We start from the raw sequence: 25,457 nt of genomic DNA, 5'->3' as shown, positions 1-25,457 counted from the left end.
CATCATTGCGTCTGCTAGTGGTCGCCTCCCATGGCGTGAAATCGTTGTGCAGCAGACGCCAGTTTTGCATGATGTGCAATGCCAGACTCGGTGTCCGAACGAATCAGCCAGCGATAGTGCATGCGCGACAAAATTCCTCTGTTGATCGATACCGATCCCGGTGTGGACGATGCGTTGGCTTTGTTGATGGCCTTCGCCGATAGGCGCCATGACGTGGTCGGCCTGACCGTTGTCGCGGGTAACGTTGGTCTGCAATACACGGTGCGTAACGCGCTGAAAGTGTGTGAGGTGGCGGGGCGCGAGGATGTGCCGGTGTTCGCAGGTTGTGCCGATCCCTTGCTGCATCCTGCAGTGGACGCGGCGCATGTGCATGGCATGGATGGGTTTGGCGATGTCGGCCTGGTGCCGGCGGCACGCGCTGCGCAAGCCGAACATGCGGCGCTGGCGATCCTGCGCCTGTCGCACCAGTATGCTGGTCGCCTGTTGCTGGTCGCGCTGGGCCCTCTGACCAATCTCGCGCTGGCGTTGAAACTGGATCCGACCTTGCCGCAGCGGCTACACCGCTGCGTGGTGATGTGTGGCGCGGTCACCTGCCACGGCAACATCACCCCGGTCGCGGAATTCAACATCGCCTTCGATCCGGAGGCGGCGCACATCGTGTTCTCCAGGTTTCCGCACATCGACGTCTGCGATTGGGAGGCGACCGTGGCGCATGGCCTGCCGTACATCGAGGTCGAACGATGGTTGGCTGCGGACAGCACCCAGGCGCGTTTCTACGAGGCAATCTCGCGCAAGACCCGGCATGACTCGGAGGATGCGCGCGGCGAGTGCTGGTATGCGGCCGATGCGTTGGCGATGGCCTGGGCGTTGCAGCCTGATGGTGCCGAGCAAGTGCAGTCGCGTCCGTTGCAGATCGAGCTCTCTGGTGCTCACACCCGTGGCGCGACCCTGGTCGACTGGCAACGGCGACTTGGCCGGCCCGATAACGCGGAGATATTGATCCGCTATGACCCATCTTGCTTCCTGGCCCAGGTTCGCGCGGCGCTTGGGGCGGCATGACGCAGCGTGATCGCATGGTCGGCCGAGGCGGGGCTTGCGTGGCTCGGCTGGCGCTCGCGGGCAACAGACACGTTGCGCCCAGGGCAGTAGCACTGCTATAGTTGCCCTCTTGTCCAGCAGCCACCTACGGTGCGAGCCCATGAAGGCCGACATCCATCCCCAGTATCGCGACGTCGTGTTTCACGATGTCACATCCGGTTTCAAGATTCTGACCCGTTCCACCATGTCCTCGAAAGAGACGATCAAGTGGGAAGATGGCGCGGAGTACGCACTCATCAAGGTCGAAATTTCTTCGGCGTCTCACTCGTTCTACACGGGTAAGAGCAAGATGATCGACACCAGTGGTCGTATCGACAAGTTCCAGAAGCGCTACGCGCGCTGATCGGAACGCTCGGTAGGTATGCGACGGCCGCGTTTTGTTGCGCGGCCGTTTTGCTATCCGGTGCGTGCGTTGTCACTTCGGCATGAATATGTCGGGGTCATTGTCAGGCTGTGCCCGGCGAGGATGCAACGCTGTGTCCCGCCGCCTCGCCTCTGTGCTGCTTCACGTATTTTGGTGGTGAGCAGGATGAGAGGCGCTACAAATGTTGCTGTGCGATAATGCCGCGATCCGTGGTAACTGCCGTGGACTTTCTTCACGCGTCTGTTCGCAATGTGCCGGACGGGCGCCTTCCATCGAGGAGCGCACACTGTGTCCGATCTTGATCAGGTCACGCTGAATGCCGGCGACACGTCGGTCGTTCTGCCGGTACTCAAGCCCACCTTGGGCAACGATTGCGTCGACGTTTCCAAGTTGACCAAAGAGACCGGTCTCTTTACCTACGATTCGGGTTTCACCGCCACTGCGAGTTGCAAGTCGGCGATCACCTACATCGACGGCGACAACGGCGTGCTGCTGTATCGTGGCTACCCGATCGAGCAGTTGGCCGAAAAGTCCAACTTCCTCGAAGTCGGCTATCTACTGATGAACGGCGAGTTGCCCAGCGCCGACGAATTCAAGAAGTTCGAACACGAAGTGACGCATCACACGATGATGCACGAGTCGCTGAAGAACTTTCTGGGTGGCTTCCGCCACGACGCGCACCCGATGGCGATGTTGGCCGGCTCAGTGGCCTCGCTGTCGGCGTTCTACCACGACACCCTCGACTTGAACGATCCGGAGCAACGGCGTCTGGCGGCGATCCGTCTGATCGCCAAGGTGCCGACGATCGCTGCTGCCGCCTATCGTTATTCGATTGGCTGGCCGATCCGCTATCCGCGCAACAATCTCGGTTATGTCGAGCGCTTCCTGCATCTGATGTTCGAGGTGCCGAGCGAGCAGTTGCAGATGAATCCGGTCGTGGCCAAGGCGCTGGATCTGCTATTCATCCTGCATGCCGACCACGAGCAGAACGCCTCGACCTCGACGGTGCGCCTGGTCGGCTCCACTGGCGCCAACCCGTATGCGTCGGTTGCTGCCGGCATCACCGCGTTGTGGGGTCCGGCTCACGGCGGCGCCAACGAAGCCGTGCTGAAAATGCTGGAGGAGATCGGCACTGCGGACAACGTCGAGAGCGCCGTGGCCAAAGCCAAGGACAAGAACTCCAGTTTCCGTCTGATGGGCTTCGGTCATCGCGTTTACAAGAACTTCGATCCGCGCGCCAAGATCATCCGCGAGATGACCCATAAGGTGCTGGGCGAACTGGGTGTCAACGATCCGCTGTTGGAAGTGGCGTTGAAGCTGGAAGAGGCGGCGTTGAAGGACGACTACTTCGTGCAGCGCAAGCTTTACCCGAACGTCGATTTCTATTCGGGCATCATCTACAAGGCGCTCAACATTCCGGTGGAGATGTTCACCGTCATGTTCGCCATCGCCCGGACCGTCGGCTGGGTGTCGCATTGGCTGGAGCAGCAGGTCGATCCAGAAATGAAGATTGGTCGTCCGCGGCAGATCTACACCGGTTACGACAAGCGCGATTACACCAGCGTCGGCAAGCGCTGATCCCAGCGTCGTTGCTGTGTGTCTCTGAAACGCCCCACATTGTGGGGCGTTTTTTTTGCCTCTCGCAGCAGCGAGCATTCGGTGCGAATGTTCCCCGCCAGGTGGGTTTTGCGCGGCCGGTGGGGCTTGCTGCGCGAGGCGATTGCGCCGGCGGTGCGGTCAGTCCAGCCGCTGACCCTCGGCGAGCTCTTGTTCGGTGAGTAATTGCCGCAACTGGCTTGCCGAAGCGCGCCGCATCGGCTTTTCGTCCACCTGCGATAGCGGCGCCTGGCGTAGCGCGTCGTAAGGCAGCACGGTCAGGTCGAAGGTCAGATCCTCGGCGCTGAACAGCCATACCGGGAAGTCCTCGCTGCGTTCCCGATCCAGGCGCAGCCGACGGCTGCGTAGTTCTGCCGGAATCCGTTGTTCCTCCAGAAAACGCGCCACCGCTTCCGCATCGTCGCTGTGCAATTGCAACTGCACGGGACTATTCGCATCGGCGGTACCGTCGTGCACTGGCCCGGTCAGGCGGGGGGCGAATGCGTGCAGAAACTCCATCGCGCGCAGTGCCGCCTCGCGCCGCCGACGCAGGCCATCGGCATGGCCGGGGCCGGCGAACAGGCGTTGGTGCTCGCGCAACGCCTCCTCGATTTCGCTGTTGCGTGGGAGCGAGGCGTTGTCGTGGATACCGAGGCGGGCGGCGGCTTTGCGTTTGGCTTGATGGAAGTCGCGGATGCCGCCTTCGGCCATCAGTCGTGCCGCTTCGTGTGCCAGTTGGCGGCGGCGTTCGTGCGTGCGTGTGCGGGCGTGTTGCAGAGCATGATCCATGACGCATCTCAACTCAGAGATTGGCCCGACTGTACAGCAGTTGCGCGAATATTCGGGTGCAGGCGCACCGCTATCGGATTCTGCTACTTGCGGCGAGTCTCACCGCTTGGCGGCGCCAGCGCTGACGGACGGCTGTCAGCGCTGGTTGCTGCGCAAGGCGAGCAGCCCAAGGTCAGAAGATGTCGAATGCGGCGTCGTTGGTCTTCTGGTTCTGCAGGCTCTCGTCCACTTGCTGGATGTGATCCATGTCTTCGGCCTTGATCCATTCGGTGGCGCCGTTGAGGGTGGCCTGGACCATGCCGGCCGGTGGATCGTTGCTGGCGATCGGTTGATCCTTCAGTGCGACGCGCATGTAGTCGATCCAGATCGGCAGCGCGGCCTTGCCACCGTATTCGCGATAGCCGAGCGAGCGGTAGTCGTCACGGCCGACCCAGACCGTACTCACGTAGGGGCCGCCGAAGCCGGAGAACCACGCGTCGCGGTGATCGTTGGTGGAGCCGGTCTTGCCGCCGACGTCCGCGCGGCCGAGAACCTTGGCGGGGGTGCCTGTGCCGCGTTGGACGACGTCGCGCATCATCGAGTTCATTTGGTAGGCGATGCGCTCGTCGATCACGCGTGGCGCGACCTTGGCTTGGGGATCGACGGCTGGCGTGGTTTGGGGGGCCGCAGGGCTTGCCGCCGTCGTCGCGTTCGACTTGGCTGCCGCTGGCGGTGCGGCGGCACCGAAGTTGAAGCCGTCGACTACTTGGCTGACCGGTGTCGCATGATTGCCGATGCCGCCGCAGCTACGGCACGCGGTCGCCGGGTGTTCCTGGAACAGCACGTGGCCGTCGCGATCGGTGACTTTGTCGATGATCCAGGTGTCCACGCGCGAGCCACCGTTGACGAAGGTCGCATAGCCGCGCGCCATCGATAGCGGGGTCAGCGATGCGGTACCCAGCGACATCGACAGGTTCGGCGGCAATTCGGCTTCCTGGAAGCCGAACTGGCTGATGTATTTGCGTGCGAAGTCCACGCCGATACTGTCCAGCAGTCGCACCGAGACCAGGTTGCGCGATTGCACCAGTGCTTCGCGCAGCCGCATCGGGCCGCGGAAGGCGCCGTCGTCGTTCTGTGGCGACCAGGTCTTGCCACGGCGGTCGCGGAACACCACGGGCGCGTCGAGCACGATCGAGGCCGGGTTGAAGCCTTTTTCGAACGATGCCGCGTACAGGAACGGCTTGAAGCTGGAGCCGGGCTGGCGTCGCGCCTGGGTGGCGCGGTTGAATTTGTTGCTGGCATAGCTGAAGCCGCCGACCATGGCGCGCAGCGCGCCGTTGCTTGCATCCAGCGACACCAGGGCGGCCTGCGCGTGCGGGATCTGCGTGAGTTCCCATTCGCCCGGTTTTTCGCCTGCCTGGATGCGCACCAGGTCGCCACGCTTGAGCAGGGTCGCGGGGCTGCGTCCGGTCCAGCGGCTGGCCGCGACCGGCAGCACCACCTCGGTCTTGTTGGCGAGCACCACTGTGGCGCTGCCGTCGCTGCTGGTGGCCGCGACGATGCTCGGCAGCATTCCGCTTTGGGCGTAGATCCCGGCCAGATGGTTGGCCAGCGCGGCCGCGTCGGCCGTGGCGGGGACCTCGAAGTGCTTCTCCACGCCATGCCAGCCATGGCGCCTGTCGTAGACCACCAGGCCCTGGTGCACCGCATGGGTGGCGGCAGCTTGCAAGGTGGAATCGATCGTGGTGAAGACGTGGTAGCCCTTGTCGAGCACGTCGCCACCGAAGCGCGCGATCATTTCCTGGCGGACCAGTTCGGCCACATAGGGGGCATCGACCTCGACCGGGCGCTCGTGCGGCGTGGCGTGCATCGGCACCGCCTTGGCCGCTTCGGCCTCTGCCGCAGTAATGAAGCCCAGCGCCTCCATTCGGCTGATCACATAGTTGTCGCGGCGCTGCTTGGCGCGTTCGGGGTTGCTGATCGGGTTGCCGCTGGAGGGGAACTTGGGGATGCCGGCCAGCGAGGCCATCTCGTCCAGGCTCAGCGCGTTGAGCTGTTTGCCGTAGTAATACTCGGCGGCGGCGGCGATGCCATAGGCACGGTTGCCGAAGAAGCTTTTGTTCAGGTACAGCTCGAAAATCTCGTCCTTGCTCAGTTCGGCCTCGATCTTGCGCGCCAGCAGGATCTCGGCCAGTTTGCGGGTATAGCTGTACTCGGAACTCAGGAAGAACTGGCGGGCGACCTGTTGGGTGATGGTGGAGCCGCCCGGTACGCGTTTGTCGCTGGTGGTGGCCAGCAGCCAGACAGCGCGGGCGATCCCTTTGTAGTCCACCCCGCCGTGCTCGTAGAAGCGTGCGTCTTCGGTCGCCAGGAAGGCCTGTTTGAGCCGTTCCGGCACATCCTTCATGGTGATCGGATAGCGTCTGGTCTCGCCGAACAAGGCCATGAGCTTGCCGTCGCTGGCGTAGACGTACATCGGCTCCTGCAGCTCGACCTTGCGCAGCGTCTGTACATCGGGAAGCTTGGAGGAAACGACGTAGTACAGCCCGCCGAGAGCGGCGGCTCCGACCAAGGCGAGCATGATCAGCGCTGCCAGCGCCCAAAGCAGCCAGCGACGAAAACGGGGCATCGCGAGAGATTCCGATTGCAGATTTCTTGGGCGCAGAGTATAGAGTACGCCGGGGAGCGGCTGGGGTCGTTTCTGGGGATGCGAGGGGTTTCCCGCCGGAGGTATGCCGTGACACGGGTCACGAGCATGTCCTGGGTGGTTGCCAATTGCGAAAAAATCGTTATTAATGCGCCGACGTAATATTTTCGTCCAAGTGCCCGTCGGCAGGGGAAAAACCGTGGGGCTTATCCCGAAAAGTCAGCCGCCGCTGATCGGCATCGACATCAGTTCGACTGCAGTCAAGTTGCTACAGCTATCGCGTAGCGGCAACCGGTTCCGTGTCGAGCATTACGCCGTCGAACCCTTGCCTCCAAACGCCGTGGTCGAAAAGAACATCGTCGAGGTCGAGGCGGTGGGCGAGGCGATTCGTCGCGCCGTGACCCGCTCCGGCACCCGCGCCAAGCATGCCGCTGCGGCTGTTGCCGGTTCTGCGGTGATCGTCAAGGTGATCCCGATGCCGGCCGAATTGGACGAGAACGAACTGGAGGCGCAGGTCGAGCTGGAGGCGGTGAACTACATCCCGTACCCGATCGAGGAAGTGAACCTGGATTTCGAGGTGCTGGGTCCCGTCGCCAACAACCCGGAGATGGTGCAGGTGCTGCTGGCCGCGTCGCGTTCGGAGAATGTCGAGCTGCGCCAGTCGGCACTGGAGTTGGCCGGTCTGGTCGCCAAGGTGATGGATGTGGAGGCCTTCGCGGTCGAGAACGCCTTCGCGCTGGTGGCCAGCGAGCTGCCCATGGCCAGCGACGGCATCGTCGCCCTGGTCGATATCGGTGCCACCATGACCACGCTCAACGTGCTGCGCGGCGGACGTAGCCTGTACAGCCGCGAGCAGGTGTTCGGCGGCAAGCAACTGACCGATGAAGTGATGCGCCGCTATGGCCTGACCTACGAGGAAGCCGGTATGGCCAAGCGCAAGGGCGGCCTGCCGGAGAGCTACGAAATCGAGGTGCTGGAGCCGTTCAAGGAGGCAACGGTGCAGCAGATCAGCCGTTTGCTGCAGTTTTTCTATGCCGGTAGCGAGTTCAACCGGGTCGACCATATCGTCCTGGCGGGCGGTTGCGCAGGATTGGCCGGGTTGCCGGAGATGGTCGAGGAACAACTGGGCGTGGCGACCGTCGTCGCCAATCCGTTGGCGCAGATGACCCTGGGGCCGAAGGTTCAGGCACATGCGTTGGCTCAGGATGCGCCGGCCTTGATGATCGCGACCGGCTTGGCGCTGAGGAGCTTCGACTGATGGCGAAGATCAATCTGCTGCCCTGGCGGGCGGAGCGGCGCAAACAGCGCGAGCGCGAGTTCTACGGGATGCTGGGTCTGGCGGCGATGGCTGGGGTGCTGTTGTCGCTGCTGATCTGGTTCTACTACGACCGCCAAGTCAGTGGCCAGAATGTGCGCAATGCCTACTTGCAAGCCGAGATCGACAAGGTCATGGCGCAAAACAAGGAAATCGACAGCCTCGATGAGCAGAAGCGGCGCCTGTTGGCGCGCAAACATGTCATCGAGGAGTTGCAGGCCAAGCGTTCGCAGATGGTGCACCTGTTCGATTCGCTGGTGCGCACCATCCCCGACGGGGTGGTACTGACCTCGGTGAAGCAGGAAGGCGACATCCTCACCTTGGAAGGCCGTGCGCAATCCAACGCGCGTGTCAGTACCTATATGCGCAATCTCGAAGGCTCGGGCTGGATGACCAAGCCGGAGCTGTCCGTCATCGAGGCCAAACCGCAAGATAAGACGACCAAGGGGCCGGTCGTCGACGCCAAGGCGTTGCCTTATGTGTTCACGCTCAATGTCAAGCTGCCGGTGCCTGGCGATACCGCGGATGCGGCTCCAGGCGACGCCGGGCGCGCATCGGGCGCGAAGACGTCGGTGCCGGCAACGGGCACCAAAACGGCGACTCCTGCGGTTGCGCCTGCCGGTGCGGTCGCTGCGCCGATGCCGGGTGGGGCAGCGCACGCGGCGACCGCCACGTCAACGCAACAGGGGCCGGCGTCATGAGCAAGAAATTCAATATCAAAGACCTGGATTTCAACAATATCGGTAACTGGCCGCAGCAAGCCAAGGCCGGCTTCTGCGTCTTGTTGGCGGTGTTCATCCTGATTTTGTCGTGGTTCCTGCTGATTAGCGGTAAGTGCGATGAGCTGCAGTCGTTGGAGCACAAGGAAACCGAACTGCGTGCTTCGTTCGAGAAAGCGCAGAGCCGTGCGGTGAACCTGCAGCCGCTGAAACAGCAACTGGTGCAGATGGGTCAGGTCTTGCAACAAATGCTAAGGCAGTTGCCGAGCAAGACCGAAATGCCCGATCTAATCATCGATATTTCGCAGACCGCGCTGTCCAGTGGCCTGAGCAATGAGCTGTTCCAGCCGGGCCCGGAAGTGCCGAAAGAGTTCTACGCCGAGAAGCCGATTGCGCTGCGGATGGTCGGGAGCTACCACCAGTTCGGCGCATTCGTCAGTGGCGTTGCCTCGTTGCCGCGGGTCGTGATCCTGACCATGCACGACATCAACCTCAAGCCACGCGACAAGGCCAGTGGTGGTGGTCGGGGCGAGCTGGAACTGTCCGGCACGGTCAAGACCTATCGCTACCTCGACGACAAGGAAATGGCCGACCAGGAGAAGGCGGCAGCGGAGAAAAAGAACGCAAAGCAAGGCGGTGGCGCATGAGCCGACATGGCACGGTCTTGAAGGTCGTCGCCGCGGGCGTGCTGGCGTTGTTGCTCGCAGGATGCGCGCGCGATGTGACCAGCACTCCCGGCGATGCGCCGAACCTGGAGAATTGGGTCAAGGAAGTGCGGGCGCGTCCGGCGCAACCGCTGGAGCCGTTGCCGGTGATGCAGCAGTTCGAGACCTTCGAGTACACCGCGCAGGGGATGCGCGATCCGTTCAGCGATGCCTGGGTCAATCCCGACGGTAATAATGGCCTGCGCCCGGATCCGAACCGGCGCAAGGAGCCGCTGGAACAGTTTCCGCTGGACGGTCTCAAAATGGTCGGCACCTTGGGGAGCGGCTCCGGGCAGGTGGCGCTGGTGATGGCGCCGGACAAGGTGACCTACCGGGTGCGTCCGGGCGTGTATATGGGCCAGAGCGATGGCCGCGTGACCGCAGTGCACGATGATCGCATCGATTTGATTGAACTGGTGCCGGATGGCGCTGGCGGTTGGCTCGAACGTCCGGCCTCTGTGGCGCTGGACGATCAATGATTGATTATGGGGATAGCACGATGACTTTTTCCAAAGCCCTGAGCCTGCGCCCCATTCGGCGCCGCGCGACGATGCGGCTATGCGCGTTGGGGGTGGTGGCGGTGCTGGGCAACGCGGTCGCCGCGCCTGTTACCGCTCCTGCTCCGGCCGCCGTCGCGGCGCCGGTGTCGACCAAGCTCTCGCTGTCGAAGATCGACTTCAAGCGTGGCGATGGCGGTTCCGGACGCATGATCCTGTCCTTCAGCGGAGCTGGCGCCAGCCCGGATCTGCGGACTCAGGGCAATAGCGTGGTGGTCGATGTCGGCAACGCGGTACTCCCGTCGGAGTTGCAGCATTCGCTCAATGTCATGGACTTCGCCACCCCGGTGCAGCGCATCGATGCCAAACCGTATGCGGGGGGCACGCAGCTGGTGCTCAACACCAATGGCACGTTCGAGTCGCTGGCTTACCAGTCCGGTAACGAGTACGTGGTCGAGATCACTCCGCGCGCCGCCGCGCCGGCGGTGGGCGCTGTCACCGCGGCGACGGTCAGCAAGGCCGCTGCGCAGGTGGCCGCGCGCGGCTACAGCGGCAAGCCGGTGACCTTCAACTTCCAGGACGTGCCGGTCCGCACGGTGCTGCAACTGATCGCCGAGGAATCCAACCTCAACATCGTTGCTTCCGATACCGTGCAGGGCAGCGTAACCCTGCGTCTGGTCAACGTGCCATGGGACCAAGCCCTGGACATCGTGTTGCGCGCCAAAGGCCTGGACAAGCGCCGCGACGGTGCGGTGATCTGGGTTGCCCCGCAGCAGGAACTGGCTAAGTTCGAACAAGAAAAAGAAGACGCGCGTATCGCGATCGAGAACCGCGAGGATTTGGTCACCGACTACGTGCAGATCAACTATCACAGCGCCACGGCCATCTTCAAAGCGCTGACCGAGGCCAAGGGCATCGGTGGCGGTAGCGGTGGTGCGGGTGGCGCTGGTGGCGCTGGTGGCAGCGGTCAGAGCGACAACGGTTTCTTGTCGCCGCGTGGTCGCATCGTTGCCGACGAGCGTACCAATACGCTGATGATCAGCGACATCCCGAAGAAAATCGCGCAGATGCGCGAGCTGATCAACGTGATCGACCGGCCAGTCGATCAGGTGCTGATCGAGGGACGTATCGTCATCGCCACCGATACTTTTGCCCGTGATTTGGGAGCGCGTTTCGGCGTGGCCGGGCGTCGCAGCTACGGCAGTAACACCGGCGTCGTCAGTGGCAACGTGGCGGACAATAGCTCCATCCTCAACAACAGCTTGCATAACATCCCGAACGGGCTGAACGTCAACCTGCCCGCAGGGACGTTCACCACCGGCAACCCCGGTGCTATCGCCTACACCTTGCTTGGTGCCAACTTCTCGTTGGACATGGAGCTATCGGCGCTTCAGGAAGAGGGCCGTGGCGAAGTCATTTCCAACCCGCGCATCGTGACCTCCAACCAGCGTGAGGCGGTGATCAAACAGGGCAAGGACATCGCCTATGTCACCATCACCGGCGGTACGGGCGGTGCGGCGGCTACGCCGAACGTGCAATTCAAGGAAGTGCTGCTTGAGCTGAAGGTGACCCCGACCATCACCGACGACGATCGTGTCTTCTTGAACATGAACGTCAAGAAGGACGAGGTCGATCACTACGTCACCTTGCAGAACTACGGCACCGTGCCAGAAATCAACCGTCGTGAGATCAATACGGCGGTGTTGGTGGACGATGGGCAGACCGTGGTGATCGGCGGTGTTTACGAGTTCACCGATCGCAACAGTGTGGCCAAAGTGCCGTTCCTGGGCGATGTCCCCTTCCTGGGCAATCTGTTCAAGCAGCGCGGTCGCAGCAAGGCCAAGGCCGAGCTGCTGATTTTCGTTACGCCCAAGGTCATGCGCGTCGCCAAGCGCGCTGGTTGAGGTAGCGCCGCCAGGCGCTTGAGTCGTCCAACGGGAGAGGCGCAGGTCTCTCCCGTTGTCGTTCGTGGCGCTGGATGATAAGAGTCTGAATTCGTCTCGTGCGGCGTTGCTTGCGCGCGGAACCATTTCAGCGAGGATCGGTCAAACTCGGCACATGAACACTCCATCCCCGACTTTCGATTCTTCCTCTGCCGCGTCCGAGCAGCAGCGCCTGCACGCCGCGTTCGTCGCCTTGCGCGAAGGCCTGTCCCAGACCATCGTCGGCCAGTCGGCGCTGGTGGAGCGTCTGCTCATCGCGTTGCTCGCCGATGGTCATCTGCTGGTCGAGGGCGCGCCCGGCCTGGCCAAGACCACCGCGATCCGTGCACTGGCCGCGCGCCTGGAAGCGGATTTCGCACGTGTCCAGTTCACTCCGGATTTGCTCCCGGCCGATCTCACCGGCACCGAAGTCTGGCGTCCGCAGGAAAGCCGTTTCGAGTTTCTGCCGGGACCGATCTTCCATCCGATCCTGCTCGCTGACGAGATCAACCGCGCACCGGCCAAGGTGCAGTCGGCCTTGCTCGAAGCGATGGGCGAGCGCCAGGTCACCGTTGGCCGCCACACCTATGCCCTGCCTAAATTGTTCCTGGTGATGGCGACACAGAACCCGATCGAGCAGGAAGGCACTTTCCCGCTACCGGAAGCGCAACTGGACCGTTTCCTGATGCACGTGCGTATCGGCTATCCCGAAGCCGCCGCAGAAGCGGAGATCCTGCGTCTGGCCCGCGAGCGTGCGCGCGAAACGTTGGAAGCAGGCGAGGCGCTGCCACCGCGCATGCCGCTGGACGATGTGTTCGCGGCACGCCGCGCGGTACTGGCGTTGCATATGGCGCCGCCGCTGGAGCGTTATCTGATCGAACTCGTTCTGGCCTCGCGCGATGCCAGCGGCTACGACGCCACGCTGGCGCGGCGGATCGCGTGGGGCGCAAGCCCGCGTGGCTCGATTGCGCTGGAGCGTTGCGCGCGCGCACGCGCCTGGTTGGCCGGGCGCGATTTCGTCACTCCCGACGATGTGCGTGCGGTCGCGCTGGATGTGCTGCGCCACCGTGTGTTGCCCAGCTACGAGGCCACCGCCGAGGGCTGGGATGGTGATCGTCTGGTCGCTGCCTTGCTGGATAAGGTGCCGCCGCCGTGAACGGGGCCGGGGAAGATCGCAGCGACGCACGGACGCGTCGCGCTGTCGTGCTGGCGAGGTAGGGCGAGATGACCGTGCAGGCGACAACGTCGGGCATGTCACAGGCCGCCGTCTCGGTCGATGCCGGGATTGCCCCCAGTCTGGCGGAATTGGTGGCGTTGCGTGCCGCCGTGGCCAGGGTGCCGCCGCCGCGTCGCGGTCGGCATGGTCTCAGTGGTGCCGCGCCATCGGCATTGCGCGGGCGTGGCATGGACTATGCCGAGTCGCGCGAATACGTGGTGGGCGACGATGTGCGCCATATCGACTGGCGGCTCACCGCGCGGAGTGGTCGCACCCATACCAAAGTGTTCCAGGCCGAGCGCGAACGGCTGAGCCTGATCGTGGCCGACACCGCGCCGTCGTTGTATTTCGGTACCCGTGTGCGTTTCAAATCGGTGCAGGCAGCGCGTGCCGGCGCAGTGGCTGCCTGGGCCGCGCAGCGGCAGGGCGACCGCCTGGCCGCCTTGCGTGGCAGCCGCAGCGAAGCGCCGGTGCCGCCAGCATCCGGGCAACGTGGTGTCTTGCGTGTGCTGGATGCGTTGGTGCGTTGGTATGCGCAACCGCCGCAGGACGATGCGGGTCTGGGCGTGGCGCTGGAGCATGCCGCCATGCTGCTGCGTCCGGGATCCCGCCTGGTCGTGCTGGCCGATCCAGCCAGTGCCAAGGCCGTCCCCGCAGCGCGCTGGGCGACCCTGGCGCGGCACAACGACGTGGAATTGCTGCTGTTGGCCGATGCACTGGAGTTGCAACCGCCGCGCGCGGCGCTACCCTTCTGGACCAGCGAGCGTCGGGTCGAGGTCGATTTGCTGTCCACCCACGCGCGACAAGGTTGGCACGAGCAGTTTGTGCAGCCGCTGGAAACCCTTGCGGCCGAGTTGCCTGGCCGTGGGGTGCAGGTGCGGGTGCTGCGCGGCGATGCGCCCAGCGAGTCCTGGCTGCTGTCATCGGGATCGCGAGCTGCAAACGTATGAGTCCGCAACACTTGGCGCTGCGTGATGTGCATCTGCCGCCCGCACCGGCCTGGTGGCCGCCGGCGCCTGGCTGGTGGATGGTGGCTGCGCTGCTGTTGCTGATCATCGGGGTCGTTGTGTTTTTGGCGATGCGCAAGCGTCGGCGCGGCCAACGTTGGCAGCGCCAATTCGATGCGGCATTGCACGCGCGCGCGCTTCCCGCGCAAGTCGCTGCGGTGTCGGAACTGCTGCGGCGTGCGGCACGGCGCAGCGACCCTGCCGCCGCAACATTGCAGGGCGAGGCATGGCTGCGTTTCCTCGATGGCCCCAAACGCCGGGAGTTCTCCGTCGGTCCGGGGCGTTTACTGCTCGATGGCGGGTATCGGCGCACGCTGGAACCGGCACAGGTGCAGGCGCTGCTACCGTTGGCACGGCAGCGCTTTTTGGAACTGATGGCTGCGCGGCGCGGATGATGGCGATGAGCATGTTCTCGCACGATTGGTACAGCGCCGCCGACATGTTGGCCGGATTCGCCTGGCCATGGATGTGGCTGGCGTTGCCGTTGCCATTGCTGGCACGCTGGCTGTTGCCTGCGCGTCGGGGCGATGCACCGGCCTTGCGCGTGCCCTATGGCGAACGCGTGCAGGCGGTGGCGGCCACGCCGACCCGAGGTGGCCTGTGGCGTGCCGGGGGCTGGCTGGCGTGGCTTGCCTGGTGTTGTCTGTGCGCGGCAGCGGCGCGCCCATTGCAGCTTGGCGAGCCGATCGCGCCACCGCAGCAGGCTCGGCAAATGATGCTGGCGGTGGACCTGTCCGGCAGCATGAGCGACCCGGACATGCGGCTGGGTGGTCGCGTGGTCGATCGCCTGACCGCAGCCAAAGCGGTGCTGGCCGACTTCCTGGACCGCCGCGACGGCGATCGCATCGGCTTGCTGGTGTTCGGTCAACAGGCCTACGCGCTGACCCCGTTGACCGCCGATCTGGCCACCGTGCGCGACCAATTGCGCGACAGCGTGGTCGGACTGGCGGGCCGCGAAACCGCGTTGGGCGACGCGATCGCGCTGGCGGTCAAACGTTTGCGCGAACAACGGCAAGGCGAGCGGGTGTTGATCGTGCTCACCGACGGTGTCAGCAATGCCGGTGTCCTGGATCCGCTCAAGGCGGCCGAACTGGCCAAGGCCGAGCACGTGCGCGTGTACACGATTGCGTTGGGTGGCGAGGGTGGTGGCATGTCGTTTTTCGGCATGTCGATTCCCGGCAGCGGCGACGACGAAGTCGACGAAGACACCTTGCGCAAAATCGCACAGGACACTGGCGGCCGCTTCTTTCGCGCACGCGACACGGCCCAATTGGCCTCGATCTATGCCGAACTGGATCGGCTGGAGCCGGTGCGCTCGGCGGGGCCGGCGGTACGCCCGCGGATCGAACGTTATGTGTGGCCGCTTAGCGCGGCGCTGGTGTTGGCGCTGGCGGCGTTCGCGTGGCCGTGGAGGCGCGGATGAGCGCCGTGATGGACTGTTTGCATGCGTTGCACCTGCTGCGCCCGCAGTGGTTGTGGGCGCTGCTGTTACTGCCCTTGCTGGGCTGGAGTTGGTGGCGTCGTCGTCGCCGCCGCGACATCTGGCTGCGCACTGTGGATGCGCACCTGTTGCCGCATCTGCTCGCGCGCGCTGGGCGCAAGGGCACGCTGGGACTGTGGCTGGGGACGCTCGCTTATCTGATTGCGGTGCTGGCGCTGGCCGGACCGAGTTGGCGTGAGCAAGCGCAGCCGCTTTGGCAGTCGCACATTCCGTTGGTGATCGCGCTGGATCTATCCTCGCGCATCGAGGCCAGCGACCTGCCGCCGTCGCGCTTGCTGCAGGCGCGTGCGAAGCTGGCAAGGTTGCTGAAAGAGCGCAGCGGTGGCGAGGTGGCATTGCTTGCCTATGCAGGCGAGCCTTATACCGTCGCACCGTTGACCGACGACGCGGGCAACGTGGCCTTGTTCCTGGATGCGCTGTCGCCACAGGTGATGCCGGTGGCAGGGCAACGTAGCGATTTGGCGATCGATTGGGCGGCGCGGTTGCTGCGTCAGGCGGGTTTTTCCCATGGCGATATCCTGCTGCTCAGCGATCAGGCCGATGCTCAGGCGCAGCAGGCGGCTGCGCGCGCCGCCAGCCAGGGCTATCGCGTCTGCGTACTAGGACTGGGAACGCCACAGGGCGCCGCCTATCGTGACGCTCAGGGTGGGTTGGCTCATGCGCAATTGGATGCGGCGTCGTTGCGTGCGCTGGCGTCTGCAGGTCATGGCGATTACGCCGGGATAACGCCCGACGATGCGGATCTGCGTGCGTTGGGTGTGCTGCGGCCGCAGGATCAACAGGCGACGCTGGCGGATAAAAGTCAGGGCCGTATTTGGCTGGATCAGGGCTACTGGTTGCTGCCGCCGTTGATGTTGTTGGCGTTGTGCGCGTTCCGCCGTCGTGGGGTTACGGCGCTGGTGTTGCTGTGCGTACTGTTGCCATTGGCGACGCCACGATTGGCGCAGGCGGCCGATGCGGGTCGCCGGGATGGGTTGTGGCAGCGCCCGGATCAGGTGCGTCAGCAGCGCCTGGATACGGGCGTGCAGGCGTATCGCAAAGGCGATTTCGCCGCCGCGCAACAGCAATTCGAGGGCGTGGATAGCGATGTCGGCTGGTACAACCTGGGCAATGCGCTGGCGCGTCAGGGCCGTTACGATCAGGCGATCACTGCCTACGACAAGGCGTTGAGCTTGCATCCGCAGATGGCCGATGCGATCGCCAATCGCGCGGCGGTGGAAGCGGCGCGCAAGCGTCAAGCGTCGGCGCAGTCTCCGCAATCGGGTCAGCAGGGACAGGATCGCTCACAGCAGCAGAAGGGTCAGCAGCAAAAGGGTCAGGCGCATAACGGCGATCAACAAAACAGCCAGCAGCAAATGGGCGAACAAGGCAAGGATTCGCAGCAAAACGCCCAACAGCAAAACGCCCAATCGCAACAGAAAAACCCCGCTCAGCAGCAAACTGCCCAGCAACACGCCGATTCGCCCGCTACGCAAAAGCGCGATGCGCAAAAAACGCCGCCGACGCCTGCCGATGCCAAGGCCCAGCAACAGGCCGATGCGGCGCAGCGCCAGCAGATGCAGCAAGCGATGGCAGGACAGGGCGCGGAGGATCAACACGCAACGCGTGCCGCCGAGGTGGCGAAGGAAACTCCGCAGCAGCGCGCGCAACGTCAGGCGGTGGAAGCGTGGTTGCGACGGGTGCCGGATGATCCCGGTAATCTGCTGCGGACTAAATTCATGCTCGAACACCAACGCAGACAGCGGGAAGAACCATGATCGACTTCAAGCGACATTACCGGAGCGCACACGGTGTTGCCTTGCTGCTGTTGGTCGCGTTGTGGCTGACGGTCATGCCGGTGGCTGCGGCCACGCGTGCATGGCTGGACCGCGATAGTGTCGGTATTGACGAAGGCGTCACCCTCAACATCGAAACCGATCAGGCGACAGCGCTGCCGGACTACGCGCCGCTGCGTGCGCAGTTCATCCTCAGCAACGAAATCAAGAGCCGGCAGATGCAGGTCGTCAACGGGATGGTTTCGTCCAAGGCGTTGTTCGGCGTGGTGTTGACGCCGCGCACCAGCGGCACCTTGCAGATTCCCTCGTTGCGGGTCGGTAATGAGCAGACGGCGCCATTGCGTTTGCAGGTCGCGGCTGCAGCGGCCGCGTCGCCGCCGGCTGGTACTCCTGCAGCCGATTCGTCAGCGCTTGGCGATGCCGACGTCTTCGTGCAGACGCAGGTGGATGACGCCCAGCCGTATGTGCAGCAGAGCGTGGGCGTGGTGGTGCGGTTGTACCTGGGTGTGCCGTTGAATTCGGGAGAGCTGGATCTGCAGGCGCCTGTGGGCGCGGCGTTACAACGCATTGGCGAGGATATCCAGAGCCGGCGCGAGATCAACGGGCGGATGTACACGGTGGTCGAACGCCACTATCTGCTGGTGCCTGAGCACAGCGGTCCGTTGCTGTTGCCCGGTGCGCGCTTCGTTGGGCACGGTCTGGGCGGTTTATTCGACGATGACTTCATCGGCCGTGGGGGCGATCTCAACGCGCGTAGCGCGGCGCAGACCTTGCAGGTGCGTGCGCAGCCGGCCAGCGCGCCGCAGCCGTGGTTACCCTTGCATGGGTTGAGCTTGCGTTACACGGTCACGCCGCCGCGTGCGAATGTCGGCGAGGCGGCGGATATCGTCGTCGAGGCGCATGCGCGCGGTGCCATCCAGGCGCAGTTCCCGGAATTGCCGACGCCCAGTGCCGATGGCGCGCAGGTGTTCGCCGAGCCAGCGAAGGTGCAAGAGCGTTTTGTCGATGGGGGGCCGGAGCTGACGATTACCCGACGTTATTCGATCGTGCCGCAGAACGCCGGGCCGCTGCTGCTGCATGGTTTGCAGATGCCTTGGTGGGATGTGGCCGCCGGCGCCGCGCGTGAGGCAGTGCTGCCGGATCTGACCTTGCAGGTGCAGCCTGGTCAGGGAGTGCCCGCGCCGCCGCCGGTCAGTCCCACAGCGACAGCGCCGAGCGCGACGCCGGCTGACAGTGCGCCAGGGACATCGTCTACGCAGCACGCGTGGGGCGCCTCTGTGCGGCTGTGGATGGTGCTCGCGGTGGGCTTTGCGGTGCTTTGGCTGGCGACCCTGGTCTGGGCCTGGCGTCGCGTGCGGCACACACATGGTGCCGCCGCAATGCAGCCGATGCCAGTCGCTGCCGCTGCGCCGCGACCTCCGCGTGCGGGCCTGGCCGAGCTGCGTAAGGTGTTGGACAGCGGAGGTTTTGAAGAGGTCGTCATGCTGCTGTGCGCTCAGGCGGGTGTTGCCGATCTCGATGCGTTAGTGCAGCGGTTGGACGATGCCGCGCAGCGCGAGGCATTGGTCCGAATGCAGCGCGCGTGCTGGGGCACCGCAGGCGATGTGCAGGGCGCGCGTGCCGCATTGCGCGCTGCGTTCGCGTCCGGGCCGCGTTGGCGTGAGCAGGGGCGGTCTGCGTCCGATGGCGACGATCTGCCGCCGCTGTATCCGCGCGATGCGTGAGGTCTGATCGCATTTTCTGCAAGGCCTTAGTGTTGCCCGGCGCAACGCAAGAGAGGCGTGCGCTGGCGTCGTTGCGATGATCCGCTACGGCTTGGGCGCGGCGGCATTGCCGTGATGTTGGGTGCTCGCTGACTCGCGCCTGCGCAAGGTGCATGGAGGGTATGTGCCGCCCCGACATGCCGTGTCGCCGCCTGTGGGACAATGGCAGGCCCGACGCCACGCGCCCGCTGCCGACAGAGCCCTCATGACGACGCCTACCCGCCGCCAACTCGCCAATGCGATTCGCTTCCTCGCCGCCGATGCGGTGGAGGCCGCCAAGTCCGGTCATCCTGGCATGCCGATGGGCATGGCCGATATCGCCGAAGTGTTGTGGAACGATTTCCTGCGCCACAATCCGAACAATCCGCAGTGGTTCAATCGCGACCGGTTTGTCCTCTCCAACGGTCATGGCTCGATGTTGCAATACGCGTTGCTGCATCTGTCCGGCTACGACTTGCCGATTGAGGAACTCAAGCGCTTCCGTCAGTTGCATAGCAAGACCGCCGGCCATCCCGAGCGCTGCGAAACCCCCGGTGTGGAGACCACGACCGGGCCGCTCGGTCAGGGCTTTGCCAACGCGGTTGGTTTCGCGCTGGCCGAGAAGTTGCTCGCGCAGCGCTACAACCGGCCCGAGCATCAGATCGTTGATCACCGCACCTGGGTGTTCATGGGCGACGGCTGCCTGATGGAAGGCATCTCGCACGAAGCGGCCTCGTTGGCCGGCACTTGGGGCCTGGGCAAGCTGGTGGCGTTCTGGGACAACAACCATATCTCCATCGACGGCAACACTGCCGGCTGGTTCAGTGACGACACCCCGGCGCGCTTCGAGGCTTATGGCTGGCATGTGGTCCGCGACGTGGACGGCCACGATGCCGAGGCAATCAAGGCGGCGATCGAGACCGCAATGGCCGAATGCGACAAGCCCACACTGATCTGCTGCCGTACCACCATCGGCTTCGGTGCGCCGAACAAGGCCGGCAAGGAATCCTCGCACGGTGCGCCGTTGGGCAAGGACGAGCTGGAGGGCGCGCGCAAGGCGTTGAACTGGCCCTATGGCCCGTTCGAGATTCCGGCGGAAATCTACGCTGGCTGGCGCGCCGGTGGTGCCGGCACGCTGCGCCAGGCCGAGTGGGAGCAGGCGTTCGACAAATACGCCAAACAGTATCCAGCCGAAGCGGCGGAGCTGATCCGGCGCTCGCACGGCGAACTGCCGGAGGATTTCATCGCCCAGGCCGATGCCTACATCGCCAAGCAGGCCGCCGAGGGCCAGAGCATCGCCTCGCGTAAGGCATCGCAGATGGCGATTGAGGCATTCGCGCCGCTGCTGCCGGAATTGGTGGGTGGCTCGGCTGATCTGGCTCACTCCAACCTGACCCTGTGGAAGTCCAGTAAGTCGGTCGCCAGCGACGATCCCAATGCCAACTACGTGTACTACGGTGTGCGCGAGTTCGGCATGACCGCCATTGCCAACGGCTTGGCGCTGCATGGTGGCTTCATTCCGTTCGATGCCACCTTCCTGGTGTTCAGCGATTACGCCCGCAACGGTCTGCGCATGAGCGCGTTGATCCCGGCGCATGCGATCCACGTGTACACCCACGACTCGATCGGCCTGGGTGAGGATGGCCCGACCCATCAGCCGGTGGAACACCTGGCCGCGCTGCGCTATCTCCCCAACAACGATGTGTGGCGTCCCTGCGATACGGTCGAGTCTGCGGTGAGCTGGAAGGCCGCGATCACCCGCAAGGACGGCCCGAGCTGTCTGGTGTTCAGTCGCCAGAATCTGCCGCACCAATCGCGTAGCGATGCGCAGATCAAGCAGATCGAGCGCGGTGGTTACGTGCTGGCCGATGCCGCCGGTGGCGTACCCGATGTGATTTTGATCGGTACCGGCTCGGAAGTCGGTCTGGCGATGGAGGCGAAGCAGGTGCTCGACGCCGCGGGCTTGAAGACCCGCGTGGTGTCGATGCCATGCACCGATGTGTTCGACCGCCAGGATGCGGCTTACCGCGAGTCGGTACTGCCGAAGGCGGTGCGCAAGCGCGTGGCGGTGGAGGCCGGCGTCACCGGCTTCTGGCGTGCGTATGTTGGCCTGGACGGCGCAGTGGTTGGTATCGACAGCTTCGGCGCCTCGGCGCCGGCGGAGGTGTTGTACAAGCACTTCCAGATCACGGTTGAGCACGTGGTCGCGGCAGCGCGCGCGCTGTAGGGCGAACCTGTCACTTGTCGGCAACAGCGGGCCGAGACAGGCTGGCCCGCTGTTTGTGTGTCGCGTCGATTCGCTACGCGGCTATTTGCACTGTTGCTTGTTGATGCTGATGTTGTTCAGCTCATCGGCATCGAACACCTTCTTCGGTCGGTTCTCAGGGTCCATGGAGGTGTAGAGGTTGTTGATCGCTTCCAAGTGGCCTGGCTCGCCACTTTGGAAGCGTTGTTGCGCTGCTTTGTTCGCTCCGGCCATGCCATTGCACAGCAGCGCTTTGCGGAAAGTTTGCATGACCGCGACGCGCGCTTGGTACAGGGCGAGTTTCTGCGCTGAGTCGAGTTCGGGCAGTGTCTTGCTTTTCGCGATGGTGGCGTAATTCTTCGCGCACGATGCTCCAAGAATCGGATAAGCCGCTTTGATGCCTTCGCATGTGGCCTCGGTGGCCGGTCCCTGGGCGGCGGCAATGACCGGGAGTGAAGCTGCGGCGAGCAGCAGGCTTGTCATGCCTGCACGCCGTAGCGAAGATCGCCACGCGCGTACTGAGTGCCGCAGTTGTGGCAATGTCGCGGTGGTGGTGCTGCAGGGTGTGGTGGCGTGGTGGTGGTCGGTCGGTTGATTCATATCCTCGTCCTCGGTCGGTTGGCTTGGGCGCGCAGATTCGGCGTGATGCCTGTGTCGTGCGCGGATGAGGTCATTGCACGGGAGACAACCGATGGACTCATGCGATGCACGGTCGCATCCCGCATGATCAGTGTTCGCGGCGGAGCATGCGCTGGCTATCAGGCGATTGCCTAGATTGGAGGGTGCTGCTCCGGTATGCAGCATTGTCCTGATCGGCGTGGGCTCAATGCGTTGAGCGCGCCATGGCGGTAGCGATAATCGGTCCTGCCATCGTCGCTATCGCCGCGCGGTGGCGATGTCGGATAGGCTCAGCCTCGCTTGCGCGATCTGTTGCGTGACGGCTTCGTGGTGGGCGTGGTGTTGGGCGCGGTTGCCTTGGTGAGCACACCGTCCTCGTGCAGTTGCTGCAGCCAGGAAAGCGTATCGACGTAGGACAGGAAGTGCTGCAGATAGCCGGGCGAGAGCGTGCGCATCAGTGTCAGTGCGCGGTGGACCAGTACCCCGGAATTCAACGGCCCAGCGTCGGTTGGTGCCTGTTGCAGCGACTGCCGCACTTGGCTGCGGCTGCGTAATGCGTCCCACAGTCGGCGCGCATCTTCGAGTGTTTGCAGTTGCGGCGCTGAGGTTGGGGTGAGCGCAGAGGGAATGGTATCGGGATGCAGCATGTCGGCTGCGAGTGTGCGCCGCTGCGCCAGCAGTGCGCCGAGTGGTCCGGGTTGCCGCGCACGTGTGCTTGTCTGTGTGGTGGATGCGGCGTCAGCGTCGGATTCGGCGGCAGGCGCCGCCGTCGCGCATCTCTGCGGTGGCACCTTGGCTTGTTGCTCGGCGTCGAGCAGCGCGACCAACTTCTGTTCCAACAGGTGCCGCGCCTGACCGTGGTGATGCGCGGTCCGTCGCGCGAGTGCGTCGATGAAGCGCGCGTGCAGGGTGTCCTGACGTTCGCGCTGCTGCGCGCGCCAGGCCGCCAGGCGTGCGGCGAGGTCGCTGGAATCAGTGTGCATGTGCTGGCGCGGCGGTTTTGTTCGGACGCGGTAGCGGCGCCATTTCCACGCGCCGGTTGCTGGCGCGTCCGGCGTCGTCCGCGTTCGACGCCACGGGCTGCTGCGCGCCGAATGCGGCGGCGAAGATCGCGTCTGCCGGTACGCCGGCATCGATCAGCGCGCGGGTCACGGTCAGTGCGCGCTCGGCGGACAGTTCCCAGTTGTCGACGAACTGGCGGTTCCCCTCGCGCACTTGGCGATCGTCGGTGAAGCCGCTGACCATCAGGATCTCGTTGTGTGCTTTCAGGTAGCTGGTCAGCGGTGTAGCCAGGCTGTTGAGCAATTCACGGCCTTCCGGTTGCAACTGGTCGGAGTTCAGCGCGAACAGCACGCTGCCGCGGATGCCGATGCGGCCATCGACCAGGGTCACCCGACCCGCCGCCAGTGGTACGGCCAGTGCCTGTTCCAGCGTCTTGCGCTGTTGCGCCTGGCGTTGCTGCTGGCGCATCTGTGCGTCCAGTTTGTTGGATAGTTGCAATTGCACGCCGATCACGCCGAGCAGGATCAGCACGAACGCGCCGAACAGGACCGACATGAGGTCGCCGAACACGGCCCAGATCGGCGTGCCGGCCTCGGCTTCGATGTCCAGTTCATCGCTCATGTCGCGTCGGCCTGGTCATGCGTGTGACGTGCGGCGAGTTGCCGCAGTTCCTCGGTGATCTGTTGCTGCGAGAGCATGCTCAGGTCGATGACCTCGCGTGCTTGCTCCACGTAGTAGGCCAGTTGTTCGTCGCTGCGCGCCAGGGATTTGTCCAGTGCCTGTTCGATGCCTTGCAGCCGTTCCAGCAAGGCGCTGTTCGATGCGCCGAAGGCGTGTACTGCGCCGGCGAAGGCTTCGCCCAGGCTGGCCACCTCGGTGGCGCCGACGGCGACCTGTGCCGCCGCGCTGCCGAGCTTGCCGCTTTCGTCCTCGATGCGGTCGCTGAAACGGGTACCGACGCGTTCGAGCAAATCCGCCGAGGTGGTGACCAGCGCGTCCACTGCGCTGCGTTGCTCGGTGGAGGCGTGATTGACCGCGTCGAGCAAGGTGTGCAGCGTGGTCAGCAGGTGGTTGCGTTCCTCCAGCATGGCGGTGTCGCGGACCATGCTGTCGGACAGCGCTTGACGCAGTTCGGTGAGGACGTCGGCGGCGGCCTTCGGTGCTTCCGATGCGGTTTGCAGCAAGCGTGCGATCTCGGCGATGGTCTCGCGCGCCTGCGCCTGGCTCTGTGCGGACATCGCCGTGGCGGTGGTTTGCAGGGTGTCGCAGATGTCCTGCTGGCGCTGGGCGATGCGCTCGCCACTGTGCTCCCAGTGTTCGCTGAGCGTGGCGCTCATACGCGCGAAGCTGTCGGTCCACACGCTCAGACGTGCCTGATCGCCTGCTTCCAGCGCGTCCTGCAATTCGGTGTGTGCCTGCCGCAGTGTGTCGGCGAGTGTGGTGGCGCGTTGTTCCAGGTTCGACGCTGCCGCGTCCAGCGCCTTGGCGTTATCTGCGGCGAGGGTATCGTTGAGTGCTTGCTGTCGTGTCAGCGCATCGTGCCAGGCTTGCCGGGCATCGTCGCTGGCGGCCTGCAAGCGGGCCGAGAGCGTTTCTACCAACGTGTTGGTGCGTTGTTCGAGTCCGTCGCCGGCGCGTTGCAGGGTGCTGTCCAGCGCTTGCAGCAACGCGGCGTTGCTGCGTTGTTGTTCGGCCAGTGCGGTGTCCCAGCGCTGTGCGGCATGTGCGGCGGCATCCGCAAAGCCACTCGCCAGGGCGTCCAGTTGCCGTTGTACCGCCTGGCCGACGCTGGCTTGCAACGTCGCGCTCTCGCGCGCCACGCCGTCCAGTGTGCGTTGTACCACCGGTTGCAGCGCGTCGCCCAGCGCGCGTGCGTGCGCGTCCACGCCCGTCTGCAGTGCCTGCTCGACTGCGCCGGCCAGACGCGTGTAGGTGGCCTCGGTTCTGTGGTGGAAGGCGTCCTGGTGAGCGGCGAGGCGTTCGCCGCTGGTCGCGCTATGGTGTTCGAGTGCGCTCATCAGCGTGTGCAGCTGTTCGACCAGGGTCGGCATCAGTGCGGTTTGGGTTTGCAGCAGTTGCAAGGCTTCGTTGCGTTGATGCGCTTGCGAATGCGCGCGCAGTGCGGTGGTGCCGAGCAGGTCCAGTCGTTGCACCGCGTGGAGCCGTTCGCGTCGGCACAGCGCGGCAAGCAGGCCGAGCATTGCCGAACTGGCCACGCCGGCGATCGAGGTGCCGAAGGCAAATCCCAATCCTTTGAGCGGTGCGGCCAACGCGGCGCGGATGGCGTCCAGGTCGCTCGCGCTGTCCAGTGCCAGACCGGTGCCGCGCAATGTGGCCATCATGCCGAGGAAGGTGCCGAGCATGCCCAGCAGGACCAGCAGGCCGACCAGATACGCGGTCAGCGCCGGCACCGGCAAGGCCGCGCGTGTGCCTTCGATGCGCAGGCGTACCGCGTTGTGCAGGCTTGGGTCCAGCTGTTGCAGCCAGCCGTCCAGATTGGTGCGTGCGGTGTCGGCATCGTCCAGTGCCTGCACCAGGGTCGCGCTGGCCTGACGGTAGCGGTACACCTCCGCTACGCCAGCCAGATAACACACGCCGATCAGCATGGCGAAGCCGGCACCGAGTGGGTTGGAGCCGAGATAGCCGAAGCCGATCCAGCAGACGACGGCGAGGCCGGCGAGGAAGACGGCGGTATGGAAAAAGTTTTTGAGCATGAGAGTT

At 64.4% G+C, this 25,457-nt stretch carries 21 protein-coding genes; 15 read left to right on the top strand and 6 right to left on the bottom strand.

Annotated features, from left to right (window positions below):
- The first annotated feature begins 120 nt into the window (after positions 1-120).
- The 3 genes from XANALMUS060_RS08135 (at position 121) to XANALMUS060_RS08125 (ending at position 3,040) form a co-directional block, all read left to right on the top strand.
- Positions 121-1,059 carry a nucleoside hydrolase gene (locus XANALMUS060_RS08135; protein WP_045737956.1) on the top strand — a complete coding sequence of 313 codons (939 nt, stop codon included), beginning with the start codon at positions 121-123 and terminating at the stop codon, positions 1,057-1,059.
- A gap of 139 nt (positions 1,060-1,198) precedes the next feature.
- Positions 1,199-1,441 carry a type B 50S ribosomal protein L31 gene (locus XANALMUS060_RS08130; protein WP_045728152.1) on the top strand — a complete coding sequence of 81 codons (243 nt, stop codon included), beginning with the start codon at positions 1,199-1,201 and terminating at the stop codon, positions 1,439-1,441.
- A 309-nt stretch (positions 1,442-1,750) separates the two neighbouring features.
- Entirely contained in the window at positions 1,751-3,040 is a 1,290-nt protein-coding gene (locus tag XANALMUS060_RS08125; protein ID WP_045737955.1) for a citrate synthase, read from the top strand.
- Positions 3,041-3,199: 159 nt separating this feature from the next.
- Here the strand turns inward: XANALMUS060_RS08125 and XANALMUS060_RS08120 are convergent, their stop codons facing one another.
- Together XANALMUS060_RS08120 and XANALMUS060_RS08115 are read right to left on the bottom strand one after the other, a co-directional pair.
- Positions 3,200-3,847: a hypothetical protein gene (locus XANALMUS060_RS08120; RefSeq protein ID WP_045737954.1), complete on the bottom strand. Its 648-nt coding sequence runs from the start codon at positions 3,845-3,847 to the stop codon at positions 3,200-3,202.
- A gap of 172 nt (positions 3,848-4,019) precedes the next feature.
- Positions 4,020-6,455, bottom strand: coding sequence for a penicillin-binding protein 1A (locus XANALMUS060_RS08115; RefSeq protein WP_045737953.1), 2,436 nt, complete (start codon positions 6,453-6,455; stop codon positions 4,020-4,022).
- Between the two features lie 217 nt (positions 6,456-6,672).
- Here XANALMUS060_RS08115 and XANALMUS060_RS08110 point away from each other — a divergent pair, with 217 nt between their 5' ends.
- From XANALMUS060_RS08110 to tkt, 12 genes are all read left to right on the top strand, one after another.
- Positions 6,673-7,731, top strand: a complete 1,059-nt coding sequence (locus XANALMUS060_RS08110; protein ID WP_045728148.1) for a pilus assembly protein PilM — start codon at positions 6,673-6,675, stop codon at positions 7,729-7,731.
- Positions 7,731-8,489 carry a PilN domain-containing protein gene (locus tag XANALMUS060_RS08105; protein ID WP_045737952.1) on the top strand — a complete coding sequence of 253 codons (759 nt, stop codon included), beginning with the start codon at positions 7,731-7,733 and terminating at the stop codon, positions 8,487-8,489. The genes XANALMUS060_RS08110 and XANALMUS060_RS08105 overlap by 1 nt, the downstream gene beginning before the upstream one ends.
- The gene (locus XANALMUS060_RS08100; RefSeq protein WP_045737951.1) at positions 8,486-9,154 is read left to right on the top strand and encodes a type 4a pilus biogenesis protein PilO; all 669 of its coding nucleotides are present in this window, start codon (positions 8,486-8,488) and stop codon (positions 9,152-9,154) included. Before XANALMUS060_RS08105 ends, XANALMUS060_RS08100 begins: the two co-directional genes overlap by 4 nt.
- Positions 9,151-9,690: a pilus assembly protein PilP gene (locus XANALMUS060_RS08095; protein ID WP_045737950.1), complete on the top strand. Its 540-nt coding sequence runs from the start codon at positions 9,151-9,153 to the stop codon at positions 9,688-9,690. The genes XANALMUS060_RS08100 and XANALMUS060_RS08095 overlap by 4 nt, the downstream gene beginning before the upstream one ends.
- A gap of 20 nt (positions 9,691-9,710) precedes the next feature.
- A complete protein-coding gene (locus tag XANALMUS060_RS08090; protein ID WP_045737949.1) occupies positions 9,711-11,612 on the top strand; it encodes a type IV pilus secretin PilQ family protein in 1,902 nt (633 codons plus the stop codon).
- 154 nt (positions 11,613-11,766) lie between these two features.
- A complete protein-coding gene (locus XANALMUS060_RS08085) occupies positions 11,767-12,786 on the top strand; it encodes a MoxR family ATPase (protein ID WP_045728143.1) in 1,020 nt (339 codons plus the stop codon).
- A 95-nt stretch (positions 12,787-12,881) separates the two neighbouring features.
- Positions 12,882-13,796 (top strand): DUF58 domain-containing protein, encoded by a 915-nt coding sequence (locus tag XANALMUS060_RS08080; RefSeq protein ID WP_052688125.1) that lies wholly within the window; start codon positions 12,882-12,884, stop codon positions 13,794-13,796.
- Positions 13,793-14,248, top strand: a complete 456-nt coding sequence (locus XANALMUS060_RS08075; RefSeq protein WP_045737947.1) for a DUF4381 domain-containing protein — start codon at positions 13,793-13,795, stop codon at positions 14,246-14,248. Before XANALMUS060_RS08080 ends, XANALMUS060_RS08075 begins: the two co-directional genes overlap by 4 nt.
- A gap of 11 nt (positions 14,249-14,259) precedes the next feature.
- Entirely contained in the window at positions 14,260-15,276 is a 1,017-nt protein-coding gene (locus tag XANALMUS060_RS08070; RefSeq protein WP_161795395.1) for a VWA domain-containing protein, read from the top strand.
- Positions 15,273-17,111 (top strand): tetratricopeptide repeat protein, encoded by a 1,839-nt coding sequence (locus XANALMUS060_RS08065; RefSeq protein WP_045737993.1) that lies wholly within the window; start codon positions 15,273-15,275, stop codon positions 17,109-17,111. Before XANALMUS060_RS08070 ends, XANALMUS060_RS08065 begins: the two co-directional genes overlap by 4 nt.
- Positions 17,108-18,853: a BatD family protein gene (locus XANALMUS060_RS08060; RefSeq protein WP_045737945.1), complete on the top strand. Its 1,746-nt coding sequence runs from the start codon at positions 17,108-17,110 to the stop codon at positions 18,851-18,853. The genes XANALMUS060_RS08065 and XANALMUS060_RS08060 overlap by 4 nt, the downstream gene beginning before the upstream one ends.
- A gap of 244 nt (positions 18,854-19,097) precedes the next feature.
- Entirely contained in the window at positions 19,098-21,098 is a 2,001-nt protein-coding gene (tkt, locus tag XANALMUS060_RS08055; RefSeq protein ID WP_045737944.1) for a transketolase, read from the top strand.
- An 81-nt stretch (positions 21,099-21,179) separates the two neighbouring features.
- Here tkt and XANALMUS060_RS08050 read toward each other — a convergent pair whose 3' ends face one another.
- The 4 genes from XANALMUS060_RS08050 to XANALMUS060_RS08035 all read right to left on the bottom strand — a co-directional run bounded on the left by XANALMUS060_RS08050 (position 21,180) and on the right by XANALMUS060_RS08035 (position 25,450).
- Positions 21,180-21,599, bottom strand: a complete 420-nt coding sequence (locus XANALMUS060_RS08050; protein ID WP_045737943.1) for a hypothetical protein — start codon at positions 21,597-21,599, stop codon at positions 21,180-21,182.
- Between the two features lie 425 nt (positions 21,600-22,024).
- Positions 22,025-22,717, bottom strand: a complete 693-nt coding sequence (locus tag XANALMUS060_RS08045) for a DUF2894 domain-containing protein (protein ID WP_045737942.1) — start codon at positions 22,715-22,717, stop codon at positions 22,025-22,027.
- Positions 22,707-23,357 carry an OmpA family protein gene (locus tag XANALMUS060_RS08040; RefSeq protein WP_045737941.1) on the bottom strand — a complete coding sequence of 217 codons (651 nt, stop codon included), beginning with the start codon at positions 23,355-23,357 and terminating at the stop codon, positions 22,707-22,709. The genes XANALMUS060_RS08045 and XANALMUS060_RS08040 overlap by 11 nt, the downstream gene beginning before the upstream one ends.
- The gene (locus XANALMUS060_RS08035; RefSeq protein WP_045737940.1) at positions 23,354-25,450 is read right to left on the bottom strand and encodes a DUF802 domain-containing protein; all 2,097 of its coding nucleotides are present in this window, start codon (positions 25,448-25,450) and stop codon (positions 23,354-23,356) included. Before XANALMUS060_RS08035 ends, XANALMUS060_RS08040 begins: the two co-directional genes overlap by 4 nt.
- Positions 25,451-25,457 lie beyond the last annotated feature (7 nt).

This window comes from Xanthomonas sp. MUS 060 (assembly GCF_000963215.1).
Classification (GTDB): Bacteria; Pseudomonadota; Gammaproteobacteria; order Xanthomonadales; family Xanthomonadaceae; genus Xanthomonas_A.
Note: the sequence above shows the minus strand (reverse complement) of the source record. Positions and strands in the feature narration are given on the sequence as shown.